The sequence below is a fragment of the Brevibacillus panacihumi W25 genome (assembly GCF_000503775.1).
Classification (GTDB): domain Bacteria; phylum Bacillota; class Bacilli; order Brevibacillales; family Brevibacillaceae; genus Brevibacillus; species Brevibacillus panacihumi_A.
In genome coordinates this window covers 113,984-128,735 of sequence record NZ_KI629785.1, presented here as the reverse complement: position 1 = coordinate 128,735, position 14,752 = coordinate 113,984, and the positions used below count along the sequence as shown (strand labels likewise).

General features: G+C 50.8%; 16 protein-coding genes. 15 read left to right on the top strand and 1 reads right to left on the bottom strand.

Annotation, left to right across the window (positions count from 1 at the left end; genetic code table 11):
* Both T458_RS41525 and T458_RS41520 read left to right on the top strand, forming a co-directional pair.
* Entirely contained in the window at window positions 1–897 is an 897-nt protein-coding gene (locus T458_RS41525; RefSeq protein ID WP_023556973.1) for a hydroxymethylglutaryl-CoA lyase, read from the top strand.
* 114 nt (window positions 898–1,011) lie between these two features.
* On the top strand, window positions 1,012–2,724 hold the full coding sequence (locus T458_RS41520; RefSeq protein WP_023556972.1) for a methyl-accepting chemotaxis protein: 1,713 nt from the start codon (window positions 1,012–1,014) through the stop codon (window positions 2,722–2,724).
* A 67-nt stretch (window positions 2,725–2,791) separates the two neighbouring features.
* Here T458_RS41520 and T458_RS41515 read toward each other — a convergent pair whose 3' ends face one another.
* Complete coding sequence (locus tag T458_RS41515) at window positions 2,792–4,282, bottom strand: NCS1 family nucleobase:cation symporter-1 (RefSeq protein WP_023556971.1); 1,491 nt, start codon at window positions 4,280–4,282, stop codon at window positions 2,792–2,794.
* 192 nt (window positions 4,283–4,474) lie between these two features.
* On the opposite strand from T458_RS41515, the gene T458_RS41510 reads away from it, so the two are divergent.
* The 13 genes from T458_RS41510 to T458_RS41455 all read left to right on the top strand — a co-directional run bounded on the left by T458_RS41510 (window position 4,475) and on the right by T458_RS41455 (window position 14,608).
* Entirely contained in the window at window positions 4,475–6,097 is a 1,623-nt protein-coding gene (locus T458_RS41510; protein ID WP_023556970.1) for an ATP-binding protein, read from the top strand.
* On the top strand, window positions 6,084–6,776 hold the full coding sequence (locus T458_RS41505) for a response regulator (RefSeq protein ID WP_023556969.1): 693 nt from the start codon (window positions 6,084–6,086) through the stop codon (window positions 6,774–6,776). The genes T458_RS41510 and T458_RS41505 overlap by 14 nt, the downstream gene beginning before the upstream one ends.
* Before the next feature lie 144 nt (window positions 6,777–6,920).
* The gene (locus tag T458_RS41500; RefSeq protein WP_023556968.1) at window positions 6,921–7,979 is read left to right on the top strand and encodes a tripartite tricarboxylate transporter substrate binding protein; all 1,059 of its coding nucleotides are present in this window, start codon (window positions 6,921–6,923) and stop codon (window positions 7,977–7,979) included.
* 63 nt (window positions 7,980–8,042) lie between these two features.
* Window positions 8,043–8,510 (top strand): tripartite tricarboxylate transporter TctB family protein, encoded by a 468-nt coding sequence (locus T458_RS41495; RefSeq protein ID WP_023556967.1) that lies wholly within the window; start codon window positions 8,043–8,045, stop codon window positions 8,508–8,510.
* 12 nt (window positions 8,511–8,522) lie between these two features.
* Window positions 8,523–10,049, top strand: coding sequence for a tripartite tricarboxylate transporter permease (locus T458_RS41490; RefSeq protein WP_023556966.1), 1,527 nt, complete (start codon window positions 8,523–8,525; stop codon window positions 10,047–10,049).
* 109 nt (window positions 10,050–10,158) lie between these two features.
* Window positions 10,159–10,749: a GNAT family N-acetyltransferase gene (locus T458_RS41485; RefSeq protein ID WP_023556965.1), complete on the top strand. Its 591-nt coding sequence runs from the start codon at window positions 10,159–10,161 to the stop codon at window positions 10,747–10,749.
* Window positions 10,750–10,827: 78 nt separating this feature from the next.
* Window positions 10,828–11,241 carry a DUF3054 domain-containing protein gene (locus T458_RS41480; RefSeq protein WP_023556964.1) on the top strand — a complete coding sequence of 138 codons (414 nt, stop codon included), beginning with the start codon at window positions 10,828–10,830 and terminating at the stop codon, window positions 11,239–11,241.
* Between the two features lie 75 nt (window positions 11,242–11,316).
* Window positions 11,317–11,448: a hypothetical protein gene (locus tag T458_RS57795; RefSeq protein WP_023556963.1), complete on the top strand. Its 132-nt coding sequence runs from the start codon at window positions 11,317–11,319 to the stop codon at window positions 11,446–11,448.
* 143 nt (window positions 11,449–11,591) lie between these two features.
* Window positions 11,592–11,948, top strand: coding sequence for a hypothetical protein (locus tag T458_RS41475; protein ID WP_023556962.1), 357 nt, complete (start codon window positions 11,592–11,594; stop codon window positions 11,946–11,948).
* Complete coding sequence (locus T458_RS41470; RefSeq protein ID WP_023556961.1) at window positions 11,932–12,558, top strand: thiamine phosphate synthase; 627 nt, start codon at window positions 11,932–11,934, stop codon at window positions 12,556–12,558. The genes T458_RS41475 and T458_RS41470 overlap by 17 nt, the downstream gene beginning before the upstream one ends.
* Window positions 12,558–13,220 (top strand): thiamine phosphate synthase, encoded by a 663-nt coding sequence (gene thiE / locus T458_RS41465; protein ID WP_023556960.1) that lies wholly within the window; start codon window positions 12,558–12,560, stop codon window positions 13,218–13,220. The genes T458_RS41470 and thiE overlap by 1 nt, the downstream gene beginning before the upstream one ends.
* An 83-nt stretch (window positions 13,221–13,303) precedes the next feature.
* Window positions 13,304–14,215 (top strand): hypothetical protein, encoded by a 912-nt coding sequence (locus T458_RS41460; protein WP_023556959.1) that lies wholly within the window; start codon window positions 13,304–13,306, stop codon window positions 14,213–14,215.
* Between the two features lie 108 nt (window positions 14,216–14,323).
* Window positions 14,324–14,608 (top strand): antibiotic biosynthesis monooxygenase family protein, encoded by a 285-nt coding sequence (locus T458_RS41455; RefSeq protein ID WP_252989831.1) that lies wholly within the window; start codon window positions 14,324–14,326, stop codon window positions 14,606–14,608.
* Window positions 14,609–14,752 lie beyond the last annotated feature (144 nt).

The window sequence follows — 14,752 nt, the reverse complement described above, 5'->3', positions numbered from 1 at the left end:
ATGTTGGACCTTACACCGCGTCAGATCCGTGTCGTCGAGGTAGGACCCCGCGACGGACTGCAAAATGAAGCGCAGTTTGTGCCGACACAGGACAAGATCGCCTGGATTAACCAGTTGTCACGCACGGGCATTCCGTATATCGAAATCACGTCATTTGTCCATCCCAAGTGGATACCCGCTCTCGCAGATGCCGCAGAGGTGGCCAAAGGGATCGAGCGTGTGCCGGGGGTCACGTACGCAGCACTCGTTCCCAATGTGCGAGGGTTGGAGCGCGCGCTCGAAGCTGATGTGGATGAGGTCGCCGTATTCCTGTCCGCCAGTGAGACCCACAATCAGCGAAACATCAATAAATCCATCGCGGATACCTTTCCGATTCTCGAGGAGACTGCTCGGGCAGCATTGGCAGCAGGAAAAACGGTACGCGGCTACGTGTCGACTGTTTTTGGCTGTCCTGATGAGGGAAGAGTCTCGGTTGATAACGTCATTCGCGTTACGCAGAGATTGTTGGAGATGGGAGTCCGAGAAATTTCTCTTGGCGACACGATTGGAGTGGCTCATCCCGGGCAAGTCCATCAGGTATTGGACACACTGCTCAATCATGTTCCCGCCGAGCGTTTGGCGATGCATTTTCACGATACGTATGGGATGGCCATAGCCAACACACTCATTGCGTTGGAGATGGGAATCTCAACTTTCGACAGTTCCTTAGGCGGATTGGGCGGCTGCCCGTTTGCACCTGGTGCTTCCGGGAACATGGCTACGGAGGATTTGCTTTATCTGCTGGATGGACTTGACATGACAACAGGCATTCATCGCGACCGACTGTTCGCAAGTGCCCGGCTGCTTGAAGAAAGAACGGGACTAAGCTTATGCAGTCGTGGAAGAAACGGCAATTGAGAGGTTCGAAAAAGTCCACTTTTTTGGAAAGTGGGCTTTTTTTGTTTCGTCTTGAACAGAAGAGGGAAAAGGATAGAGTCATCATTTTTCAATAATGGAGGAAGGTCTTATCTGATGAACATCATGCGAAATATGCGTACACGTGGAAAAATGGCGGTTTTGATCATCTCATTCTCCATTTTTATGATGATCGTCGGGGGGATGGGCTACTACGGCTTGACATCTTCCAACAAGCAATTGGCATCCATGTACCAGGAACAGCTGCTGCCAGTGAAATGGATCAATGAGTGGCGGCAGGAAATGAGGACAATCGACGGACTGGTCTACAAAATGATCCTGAATCCGGGTGCTGAAAGCTATAAGGAATACAAAAAAGAATTGGATCAACGCAGCGCAAATGCGCAGCAAATATTTGACAACCTGAAATCCTCTCAGCTCGACAGTGAAGAAGTGAAGACCGTCGAGATGCTTGAAACCCTGCTGGACCAATATCTAAAAGATCAGAGTGAAGTACTGAAATTAATCGAGCAGGAGCAGGTGGACACGGCTTACGCCTATTACCGCGCGACTGACAAGATCGTGAATTGGATCAACGAAGAACAGCTGGCGTGGGCCAATCACATCTCGGATGAGGCAGATCTGGTGCAAAAGGAGAGTGCAGAGAGAGTCGAGGAATCTATTTTTCTCCTTCTCGTCGTTGAAGCGATCGCGTTGATTCTTGCCATCTCTCTTAGCATGGCGATCTCGCGCATGATCAGCAGCCCGCTGACCGTCGTGTCTACACGGTTGGAGGAATTGGCAAAAGGAAATCTCTCTGTCGAACATACCTCTTATACCGGACGTGACGAGGTAGGGAAGCTGGGAATTGCTTTCAATGAACTCGTGGGCAATCTGCGTTCGTTGATTGAGCAGGTTAAGGTAGCGGGTGAGCAGGTAGCTGCGTCGTCTGCAGAGCTGTCTGCAGGCGCTGAGCAAACTGCCCAAACCACGCAACACTCTCTTGAAAACGTCCGTGAGATCGCTTCTTTCTCCGAGATTCAGTCACAGCGCACACAAGAGAGCGTGCGTGTCATGGAGGAGATGTCGATCGCGATTCAGCGCATCGCAGACACCGCTAGTACGGTTTCCGAAAGCTCGGTGCAAGCCGCCAAAGAAGCGCAACAAGGAAATGAGTTCATCCAATCGGCTGTCTCACAAATGGAGTCCATCTCAACCTCTGTAAATCAGGCAGCAGGGCTTGTACAGGAGTTGGGCGAGCGGTCAGAAGCGATCGGACAAATCGTCGACGTCATTACCGGCATTGCTTCCCAAACAAACCTGCTCGCGTTGAATGCGGCGATTGAGGCAGCCCGTGCAGGCGAGCATGGACGAGGATTTGCAGTCGTGGCGGAAGAGGTGCGAAAACTGGCGGAGCAATCGGAGGAATCGGCCAGGGAGATCGCACGCTTGATCAGTGAGATTCAGCAAGAAACCAATCAGGTGGTAACAGTGATGAAAGACGGTACAGTCGTGGTCGAACAAGGTTCTGCCATCGTCCACGAAGCAGGTGCCGTGTTCCACCGTATCGTTGCGTCTTCGCAAGAGGTAGCGGATCAAATCCAGGAAGTATCAGCGGCGACTGAGCAGATGTCGGCCAGCGTTCAGCAGGTAGCGTCTGCCATGGATGAGATGAATCGCCTGGCGCAGGAATCGTCCCAGCATACACAGAGCGTCTCTGGAAATGCCAATGAGCAGCTTGCCTCTGTCAACGAAATTGCACGATCCAGTGCTAATTTACATGAAATGGCAGAAGATCTGCAAGATTCAATCCGGCAATTCAAATGGTAGAAAATACAGAAAGACTGGTTCCCGTATGCGTGTGGGTGGGAACCAGTCTTTTCTATGGAATGCACACTCAGGAAGCTTTTCCTGCTGCTGCTTGACTCGTCACCTGCTCATACTGCTTGGCGGAGATAATCGATGCATTTCCTTTCATAACCCAGGTGTAGACGGCTAGGGATATGAGCAAGCCGATGGTCCAGGCATTGTCCCATACGATCGTCAATCCAGGGATGTATTTGCAGATAAAAGGAATCGCAATCCCGATCAGCATCGCCCAGAGAGCGTGGGTATTGTAGCCGCTTTTGTACGAGTAGATGCCGTTGGTTTTGTACAGCTCTGTCAAATGAATGCGTCTTTTCCGCACGAGCCAGTAATCCGCAATGGCAATGCCGTCAATCGGACCAAGCAAGGCACCGTAAGTCCCGAGCCAGAGGAAAATATAATTTCCGAAATTTTCCAAAATATACCAAGGCTGCATCAGCAAACCGACGAAACCGGCAATGAGCGCCCCATTCTGGTACGAGAGGCGTCGCGGGGCCAGATTTTCGACGGCACGGGCTGGTGCGACAATATTGGCTGCCACATTGGTCGTCAAGGTTGCCAGAACGATTCCGATTGTGCCGAAAAAGATAGCCAGGGGAGAGAATTTCGCCAGTACAGCCGCAGGGTCCCAGAGGGCTTCGCCGTAGATTACGACTGTAGCAGAGGTAACAGCTACCCCGATGAAGGAGAAAAAGCCCATCGTAGTTGGCAAAGCACTGGACTGACCGACAACCTGGGCCTTTTGACTCTTCGCGTAACGGCAGAAATCAGGAATGTTCAAGGCCATGGTTGCCCAGAAAGCAATCGCACCTGTAAGGGCAGGGAAGAACACCTTTAAGAATTCGCCAGTAGTAGCAAACTTGGAAGGAGCAGACAGCATCGGGCCCCACCCGCCTGCACTGGTCAGAGCCCAAATGAGCAGAGCCAAGCTCATGATGATCAGGACGGGTGCCGCCCAGGCCTCCATTTTTCGAATTGCTTCGGGACCGCGGTAGGCTACCCACACATTAATCGCCCAAAATCCCAAAAAGGAGATCCACAGGTGTCCCGGCACATTTCCCCAATCGGTCATGGACATTAGCAACGTATCAATGGCAGCGCCGCCGAACCAACAGTTGATCCCGAACCAGCCGGCCCCGATCAAACCGCGAGCTACCGCCGGGATGTGGGCACCCTTGGAACCAAACCAAAGGCGTGCAAACACCGGATACGGGATGCCGAACTTGGTACCGGCATGGGAGTTGAGGAGAATGGGGATAAGGACGATACAGTTTCCAAGGATAATGGTAATAATAGCCTGCCACCAATTCATGCCCAGTGAAATCAAGCCGCCCGCCATGGCATAAGTCGGCAAGCAAATGGACATGCCAATCCACAAACTGGCGAAGTTGTAGGAAGTCCAGTTATGTTCTTCCATCGTTGTCGGACGAAGCCCCTCGTTGTAAAGCGGACTGTCTTTCACCAGCGCTTCGCCTTCTCTGGTCAAGGTAACGATACCATTTGAGTCTACCTGTGTTTTCACGAATATCCCTCCTTACTAGTTCAATTCTTATACTCGGACAGCCATCTCAGTTTGTCTCGAGTATAAGTTGGTTAAGTATATTGGGGGAGGGGACGACTCATACCACCATTTTGGATGAGGCCTTGCAGAAGATGATTGAAGCTGTCCTCCCAATTGGTTCAGGTGGTAAAATGAACCAGAGGTGAGATGGATATGACAAGCTTAAAGAGAGTGCGCCTCTCCTTTCAGACACGAATGATTTTATTGATTACTTCGGTCATTATTGTCATTATTAGCGCAATCGGTCTGATTTTCTCTTCCATTATTGCCTCCTCCATCGAGGAGCAAATCGGAAAAAGAGCCTTAAGCGTAGCCAAAATAGCAGCCAATGATCCAGAGCTACGCGCCGCTTTTTTTACCGACAATCCGTCTGCACTCATCCAGCCTATCGCGGAAAATGTCCGCTCTCAAACGGATGCCGAATTCGTGGTCGTCGGGAACAAGGAAGGAATTCGCTATGCCCATCCACTGGCAGATCGAATCGGCAAAGAGATGGTAGGAGGGGACAACGAGCTGGGGCTGCAGTATGGGCAGTCTTACATTTCCAAAGCAGTAGGCAGCTTGGGCCCTTCTTTGCGGGGAAAAGTGCCGATCAAGGATGAGCAAGGAGAAGTGATCGGGATCGTATCAGTTGGTTTTCTTCTCGAGGACATTGAAAATGCCATTGATGATTATCAGGATAAAGTGTTCCTGATCATGGGGATTGCCGTATTGTGCGGCGTGTTAGGAGCCATTGCCTTAAGCCGCTATCTCAAGCGTGCGATTCTAGGCTTGGAGCCTGAGGAGATCGCTGCCTTATACGTGGAGCGCAATGCCGTGCTCGAATCGGTGCGCGAGGGGATCGTCGCGATAGACAAAAACAACCGCATTACGATGATGAACAAGGCCGCACTGCGAATCTTGGGACTGCCGGTTGACCATGTACATGGAAAACAGATTTATGAAGTGCTGCCGGATAGCCGGATGCCGGAAATTCTCGTCACTGGCGAGTACCAATTGGATCGCGAAACCTTGATAGGGGGAAAGGAAATCATTGTAAATCGACTTCCGATCAAGCTGGGTGATCAGATTGTAGGAGTCGTCAGCAGTTTTCGCTCGAAATCAGAAATCGACCAGCTGGCGTCTGAGCTTTCGCAAGCGCGGCGATACGCTGATGTTCTCCGTGCACAGACCCATGAATTTCATAATTTGCTGTACACCATTTCTGGACTGCTGCAACTGGGTTCGATTCAGGAGGCCGTCGAACTGATTACCAGTGAAACCTCATCCCAGCAGGAACTAATCCTCTTTTTAGCCAAACAAATTCCGGATCCGTTGATCGGAGCTCTCTTGCTCGGCATGCATAATCGTGCAAGGGAACTGAAAATTCAGTTTATAATCAACCACGACAGCCGTTTAACCGAACTGCCCGATACGATCAATCGTCAACATGTCATTGTCCTGCTGGGCAACCTCCTGCAAAACGCGCTGGAGGCGGTCAATGCCTCTGGAAAGGAACATAAGATCGTAGAATGCTATCTGTCGGATGCCGGAGAGGAAATCATGTTTGAAGTGGAGGACTCTGGCTCGGGTGTACCGGAGGCGTTGCGCGATCAAGTGTTCGAATATGGATTCTCGACAAAAGAAGGGGAGCAGCGTGGCCTCGGACTGGCCAAGGTCCGTGATATTGTCGGAGAAATGGGTGGGTATATCTTGTTAGGTAGAAGTGAAAGAGGCGGGGCACTGTTTACGGTATCACTGCCGAAGGAATGGAGGGGCAGCCATGCAGAAGGTTGAGGTTTTGATCGTCGAGGACGATCTGCGAATCGTCGATATTAATCGGCGTTTTGTCAGTAAAATAGAAGGGTTTGAAGTGATCGCGACAGCGACGAACGGTGCAGAGGCGAAGGAATTATTGGTCTGTACGGAGCCGCATCTGGTCTTACTGGACGTGTATCTGCCCGACATGCTGGGTACGGAGCTGGTCTGGCACATTCGACAGCACCACCGCGACACGGACATCATCATGATCACCGCAGCGAAGGAAATCGAAATGGTGCAAGATGCATTGCGGGGAGGAGTATTTGATTATATCGTCAAGCCACTCGTCTTTGAGCGCTTTCGGGAAAGGCTGGTGTCCTACAGAGAGCATCTCCTTCGCACCCGAGAAGCAGGTGAGATCGATCAGGAAGATATTGATCGCATCCTCATGCGCAATTTGGTTAAAGGCAGGATCAGAGAGTCACCAGTCCCGAAAGGAATTGATCTCCTTACGTTGGAAAAGGTGCTGGAAGCGATCAAGCGGACGAAAAAGTCCGGGGTGTCAGCAGAAGAAATCAGCAGGGAGATCGGGACGAGCCGGACTACCGCACGCCGCTATCTGGAATATCTGGTTGCGGAGAAGAAAGCACGGGCTGAACTCATCTATGGATCGGTAGGGAGACCAGAACGAAAATATCGCTATCTCCAAACATAAGATCACGTGAACAATATGAACAAAAAGTACTTTAAACGCGAAATAGGCATTATGCACGTAAACTAGGCTCACACTCCCCCTCCATGATATTTTAGAAACAATTTTGAATGCGCTTTCAGAAAAGGGAAAAGAGGGGGAAGTGTTATGAAGAAAAAAAATGCGTTACTTGTACTGTCTGCGATGCTCTCACTCGCATTAGTCGCCTGTGGCGGCGGGAATGCGGGCAGCGGTTCGAGCGGCGGTTCGAGCAGTGGGTCCACAGCTGGTCAAAGTGAACAACCTGCATCCCGTTATCCCGAAAAGCCAATTGTGATGGTAGCGCCCTCAGGTGCGGGAGGCGGTTGGGACAAAACAGCGCGTTCACTCGGGAAGGTATTAAACGAAAGCAAACTGATCGAACAACCAATCACCGTTGAGAACAAACCTGGCGGTGGCGGCGTAGTGTTCATGGCGGAGTACGTCAGCAAGGACAAAGGCAATCCATATCGCCTTTTTGTCAATTCGCCTCCGATCTTGATCAACTACAACAAAAAAGAAGGAAACAGTCCATTCGGCTATAAGGATGTCACGCCATTGGCGCAAATGACCAAAGACTTTGGTGCCGTTGTCGTAAAAGCTGATTCACCCTACCAGGATCTCAAAAGTCTCTTGGAGGCACTCAAAACGGATCCCAGCAAAATTACTTTAGCGGGCGGTTCCGCTCCCGGATCGATGGACCATTTGGTAAGCGTCCTACCAGCAGCGAAATACGGCATTGATCCCAAAAAAGTGAAATACGTCTCTTATGACGGCGGCGGCGAAGCAATCGCTGCACTCTTGGGCAACAATGCCGATATGATCGCCACGGATGCGTCGGGTATCACCGAGTATCTGAAGGCGGGTAAAATTCGCGTATTGGGAGTAACTTCGGAAGAGCGTCTCGGGGGTGACCTGAAGGACGTGCCGACATTAAAAGAACAAGGTATTGATGCTACCTTCAACATATGGCGGGGTGTATTCGGACCGCCCGACATGCCGGCAGATGCCAAGGCCTTCTGGGAAGGGAAGCTAAAAGAGTTGTCTGAAAGCGAAGACTGGAAAAAGGAATTGGAAGCGAATGGTTGGGAGAGTGAGTACAGGGGCGCAGCCGATTTTACTACGTTCCTCGATGAACAAGACAAATTGGTACAAGAACTGCTGGCTTCACTGGGAATGTCGAAATAGGCACAGAAGGAGAGGGGAGCTCCAGCTCCCTCTCCTTTTGTAACCAAAGGAGGTTGCGCCATCGTGAACAAAGTATTTGATCGGTACAGCAGTGTCTGTTTTGCTTTGGTAGGGGCACTTTTCGTTATCGAAAGTCGAAATATTTCTACGAGCGCCTACGGCAGCGAAGTGGGACCAAATATGTTTCCCATGGGGCTTGGCATCATCCTGATCATCCTCAGTCTGCGCCTGTTCTGGGAGTCCACGCGCGGCAAAGCGGAAGGCTCTGCTGCAACAGGAGGCAAATCACTCCAATACAAACGGTTCTTGACCATCTTCGCAGCTACACTCCTCTATGTCTATCTGTTGGAGCTCGTCGGATATGTCATCATGACCTTTCTCTTTTTGTTCGTATCCTTCAAAGTAATGGGAAGCAAAAGCTACTTCAAAACGACACTTGTCTCATTCGCCTTTTCTGTAGGCGTCTACTACGTCTATGTACATTTGCTTCAAGGAACGCTGCCAGGTTTTCCGGTCTGGCTCGGCTTTTAAGGAGGGGACAAGATGAGTACATTACAGTACCTGGCTGATGGATTTTATATTGCCATGCAATGGCATAATTTGCTCTATGCCTTTATTGGGGTTCTGATCGGTACGGCTGTTGGTGTTTTGCCTGGCATCGGTCCCATGAGTGGAGTAGCCTTGCTCATGCCGGTCACAGCTTCCTTGACGAGCGGCATGAATGCAGAGCAGGCGGCAGCCAGTGCCTTGATTTTGCTGGCAGGTGTCTACTACGGAGCGATGTACGGCGGATCGACGACTTCCATTCTCTTGAATACGCCCGGCGAGTCCTCATCAGTCGTCACCACACTGGATGGCTATCAAATGGCAAAACAGGGAAGAGCGGGGGCAGCCCTGTCTATTGCGGCGATCGGCTCCTTTGTAGCCGGGGTGTTTGCTCTGGTAGCACTGGTTTTTCTCGCTCAGCCACTGTCGGATCTGGCTTTGGAATTTGGGCCAGCGGAATATTTCTCGCTCATGCTGCTTGGATTGTGTGCTGTGAGCGGCCTCGGCGGCAAATCGATGACGAAAGCCTTGATCATGACGGTTTTCGGTCTGCTGCTGGCTACCATTGGGATCGACAATGTGTCTGGGGTCGCCCGCTTTACGTATGATATTCCGTACCTGTATCAGGGCTTGGAGTTCTTGACGATCGCCGTCGGACTGTTCGCCTTGGGTGAAGTGTTTAAAACCATTTTGGAGAACGACAACAGCTCCAAGCAATTGATCAAGGTTGGACGAATTCTGCCGAGCGCCAAGGACTTGAAGCAAAGTGCAGCTCCAATCGCTCGTGGCTCGATTCTCGGTTTCTTTGTCGGACTGCTGCCTGGTGCCGGAGCGACATTGGCCTCCTTTTTTTCCTATATCCTCGAAAAGAAATGGAGCAAAAATCCGGAACGATTCGGCAAAGGAGCGATCGAAGGAGTGGCAGGCCCAGAGTCCTCGAACAACGCTGCTTCTGGAGGAGCAATGATCCCGCTGCTGACGCTCGGCATCCCGGGTTCAGGTACGACTGCGATCCTGATGGGAGCTCTTTTGATGTACAATGTCCAACCGGGTCCCTTGCTGTTTACGGATCATCCACAAGTGGCGTGGGGACTGATCGCCAGCATGTTCATCGGCAACCTGATGCTCTTGGCCTTGAATATGCCGCTGGTGAAAGTCTTTGCCAAAATCATCGAGACCCCTCCGCATTTCCTGATTCCTTCGATTATCGCCATCTCTGTTTTTGGTGTATACGCTGTACAAATCACTACCTTTGATCTCGTCCTGCTGGTATTCTGCGGATTGCTCGGCTACTTCCTGAGTTCTAATGATTTTCCCCTGGCACCGCTTGTCTTGGGACTGGTTCTAGGGCCGATGATCGAAAACAACATGCGTCGAGCTTTGACTACTTCCAATGGAGACTTCACAATCTTCTTGACCAAGCCATTGTCTCTCATCTTCTTGGGTTGCGCTGCTCTGTGGCTGATCATTCCCCTGATTTTAAAAGGCAGAGGCAAAGAAGTTGTGATAAACGAAGAGGCGTGACGATCTTCTCTTGACAGTTGGGGTAAGCGCCATTATCCTTGTAAAAATTTGAGCCAAGTGTTCTGCAGCGAGCTTCTGGCAGAACACTTGGACAAAAGGAGAATGGTATATGCTGCAATTGTCACCTGTCATTTTGGAAGGAAAATACGTACGTCTTGAACCTTTGCGGGAACATCATGCGGAAGGGCTTTGGGAGGCAGGAAAATATGAAGAGATTTGGACGTATATGTCCAAAAAAATGAGTTCACTAACAGACATCCAGGAGTGGATCAGGATTGCGATGGATAATGAACGCAAGGGAACGGAGCTGCCTTTTGTCATCCTAAAAAAGGAGAGCGGAGAGGTTATTGGCAGTACACGGTACATGGCCATCTCCCTTCATGACAAAGGTCTGGAGATCGGGCATACATGGCTAACCCCATCTGTCTGGAAAACGAGGGTCAATACAGATTGCAAATACCTTCTATTAAAACATAGCTTCGAAAAAGGGTGCATACGGGTGCAATTGAAGACGGACGCCCGAAATCAGAATTCGCAGCGTGCCATTGCACGAATTGGCGGTGTGCGTGAAGGCGTGTTGCGAAACCATATGATCATCCAGGATGGATACGTACGCGATACTGTCATGTTCAGCATTCTGGATCGGGAGTGGCCGGAAGTAGCGAAGAAGCTGGAATTGTTGCTGTTTGGTGAATCATGAGCGATGTCGATTGTCGATCCCATGCTGGCATGTATACAATAGAGGAAAGAAAAAGCCTCGCCAGAAAAGAGGGTATACATGGGACATCGTATCATGCCGGCTGGCTACGTACTGTTTGCCGGTGACTTGGTCGCGTTTTGGCTATTCGTTTATATTGGAAAAGGAATCCATCAGCTCCCCATCACGTTTTTGGGAATGTTGGAGACGCTCGCGCCGTTTTTGCTTGCTTGGCTGGTCGCATCCTTCCTGCTGAAAAGCTATCAGAACAAGCGTTATGTGAATGCATGGAGCAATCTGCTCTTCACTTTTTTGACCTGGACACTGGCTGCCCCGATCGGTCTTCTGCTTCGCTCCTGGTGGACAGGCGTACCTTTGACCTGGATATTCGCGGAGGTAACCTATCTGGTGACATTCTTGTTTTTGTTGGGCTGGCGTGTTCCATTTGCTATCGTCTATGCTGTTCGAGGTCGTATGCAACGCATTGAGAGCTGATCCAAAAATCTAGGTGTAAACACCGGCCAACTGGTTACGCTATTCCATGACGAACTGGTGGAGGAGGTGTGCTTAGTGGGCAAAAATAACAACAGCAAGGATTTAGGGAAGAACCGCGGAAAGACGCTGGATGAAAACGATAAGAATACGAACCTTCGACAATCGCATCATAATGACCGCAATGAAGGGACAAGTAAAAGCCGCTGAAATCTCAGCGGTTTTCATTTTTCTTTCAGAAAGATTAATTTCACTGATGCGATAAAGGATGAAAGGACTTGGCGAAAGGTCAAGTTTTTCTCAGGTTGAAATGGTATAATAGAGGTTGTTTCAAGGGATGGAGGGACAAAAAGATGCCGGAACCCATAGAGGATGTTCAGCCGGTGACTATGTCGTCACAGGCATTTTTACTATTATGCCGTCTGTTTGACGGCTGTTATGATGAGTTGAAAGAAACAGAATCCTTGCATGAACTGATTGAGTCCATCGCGAATATCCTGTTGGCCGGAGTGGACACCCTGGAAAAACAGGAGAAAAAACCACGGACGATTACGTTTCCCCTGACGCTGCAGCAATCCTTTTTTCTGCGTCGTTTGATTGTAGAAATGCTCGCTCGCGCACCGCAAAATGAAGATCGTATGATGGAGTGGCTGCAAGAGTGTTTGACAGCGTTGTCTGGGGGTGGCGGAGGAGATGCGGCAAAAGCCTGAGCTTCATGTCATCACCAGCGGCAAGCAGCCCCTGGCGGAGGTTTTGCGCATCGCGGAGCTGGCTTATGCCGGCGGGATGGATTATCTGCACATCAGGGAAAAGCAGCGGACGGCGCGCGAATGTATGGATTGGGCGATGGCTTTGTCTGCAGTGATGCCGCTTGATCGTCTCCTGATAAATGACCGGACGGATGTCGCGGCAGCAGTCGGGTGCCGTGGGGCGCATCTCGCTTACCACAGCTTGTCTGTCCAGGAAGCCAGGAGGGTCGTACGAGATCATCAGTGGCTCGGCAGATCCGTCCACTCCTATGACGAGGCCGCAGCATCAGAAGCAGAAGGCGCTGATTATTTGATCTACGGCCATGTGTATTCCAGTGCTTCCAAGCCAGATCTGGAACCGCGCGGCATCGAGGAGCTGAAGCAAATCACAGCGGCATTGCGCACGCCAGTCATCGGTATTGGAGGTGTGACGCCCGAGAATGCCGTTGAATTATTGAAGGCGGGCTGTACAGGGGTAGCGGTGCTGTCGGGAATTACAGCGGCAGATGATGTGAGACAAAAAACGGCCGCCTATCGTCAAGCATTGGACCTATGGGAGGAGATCAGGTAATGAAAAATCAGGAGAGACTGCGACAAAAGCTTGGCGTATATTTCGTGGTTGGATCTCAGGATTGCGGTTTTTCAGCAGAGGAGACGCTGCGGGTCAGCGAAGAGGCACTGCGCGGAGGTGCAGGCAGCCTGCAGCTTCGTGATAAAGGAAGCAGGCTTTCGGACGAAGAGCGTTATGAAATGGCGAGAGCTTTGCAACGCTTATGCAGGCAATACGACGCCCTGTTTTTTGTCAATGACGATGTCGACCTGGCTATTCGGCTGCAAGCGGATGGCATCCATGTCGGACAGGATGATATGGCCTTGAATGAGGTGCGTGCAGCTGTCGGGGAGAACATATATATCGGTATCTCGGCAGGTAACGTAGAAGAAGCCCTGGCAGCGAAAGCAGGCGGCGCTGATTGCCTGGGAGTTGGGGCCATGTTCGCCACGACATCAAAAGCAGACGCTGGAGAGCCGATCGGACCTGCAGGCTTGCGGGAGATTCGGGAGGCAGTCGGAAAAGATCTGCCGATTGTCGGAATTGGGGGAATTACCCTTGCCAATGCGGGAGAAATCATGTCAGCCGGTGCTGACGGTGTAGCTATCATCAGTGCGATCAGCCGTGCAGCGTCGCCCCGAGAAGCAGCGGCGTCACTCGTGCGGATTGTAACTGCTGTCTAGCACGGACAGGTCCGTACATTCATATGGTACGGTAAACAAAGTACAGGGAATCATGTAATCAGGCATCAAAGGTGGTGGAGACCATGAAAAACCGGATCTATCGAATTGGATATGAGTGGGTCAGCAAACGGGAGTTGCTGGAACGTTTGACTCTGAACGATAGCTCCTTGATCGAGCATAAGCGGTTGCACCCGAAGGCTGAGGATACGGAAGCGGAGGTCTCCCCGGAAGAGGAGCGTCACAAAGTTCTGATTCGCTGTCAACGCCGCCCGGGTGAATGGGTGACGTTCAACGGTCTGTACGAAGTGATGCATCGGGAGCCGATTCCCTGGATTGATTCTCCGCTTGAATACCATCAATTTGGTTCCGAATTGATACCGGGAAACATCAGAAGGGATAAAGCGCCCCAGGGAAGGATTCCTGCACATACAAAACTGCAAATCGCCGCGATCCGGCAGGATACGGTTTTTGTCACTGTCCCTGGCCATCCTTCGCGGCGCTATGAGATGTCGTTGTCCCATGCCCGTTTTGCCAAGGATCATCCGAGTGAGCTGGAGTTGAAATTGCAGGTGTACGCCTATCCACCCAGACATGACATCTATGTGGACTGGCTGCTCAAGGAAGGGCGGAAATCAGGGATCATTACCAGGCCGAATCAAGAGCGAGTGGAACGATCCGCTTTTCAGGTTTGGGATGAGCTGCGTGTCGAATACGGCATCAGTGTGAGTGCGGCTCTCGTCGCCATCAAGCAGGCGTTGATCGTACTTGATCGCGCAGGCGTGGAGACGGATTTTCCCTATCCTGTCCAAGAGCGTTCCGATTTGTCCTTGTTTAGTGATGCGGAAAGAGACGCCTTTTATTCCTATCACGCTGTACGATGCGCGATGGCTGCTGTCTCTGCGCTCTTGACGACAGATCCCAAGGAACCGCTGCAGGACATCCTGCTGCTCGATATCATGCTGGAGCAACAAACCAACCGGAGACGTGATACCTGACGTCACCGGTTTTTGTTTTTGGTGCAGCCAAGTTTTCTAATTCCAAGGAATGGCGTATACTAAACTAGTAAACAATCGAAAAAGGAAGTGTCGCAGATGTATGTCTCGATGAATCGTTTAGTGGTTCCTGCAGATTATCAGTCCCACCTGGAACGCGCATTCGCGCAGGGAGGCGAGCGCATGAAGGACGTACCAGGGTTCAAGGAATTTCTGTTCCTGGCTCCAGCCGAAGGAGACGAGTACATCGTGTTCACCAAATGGGAGAGTGAACAGGACTTTCGCAATTGGACGGAGAGCGAAGCATTCAAGCGCGCCCACACCGGTACCAACCCGAACAGTCCGGTGAAATCTGATCTGCGCAATTATGAAGTAAAAGCATTTGCGAATGCTTGACGAAGGGAATCCTGGCGTGATTTTTGATCCAGATTAAAAATCACGCCACTTTACATTGACCTAATTTTCGCGCAATATAAAAGGTATACATAAAAGAGATTGAAAATTCTGCTATGTAATTCTGAGAAGAATGAATCATGACAA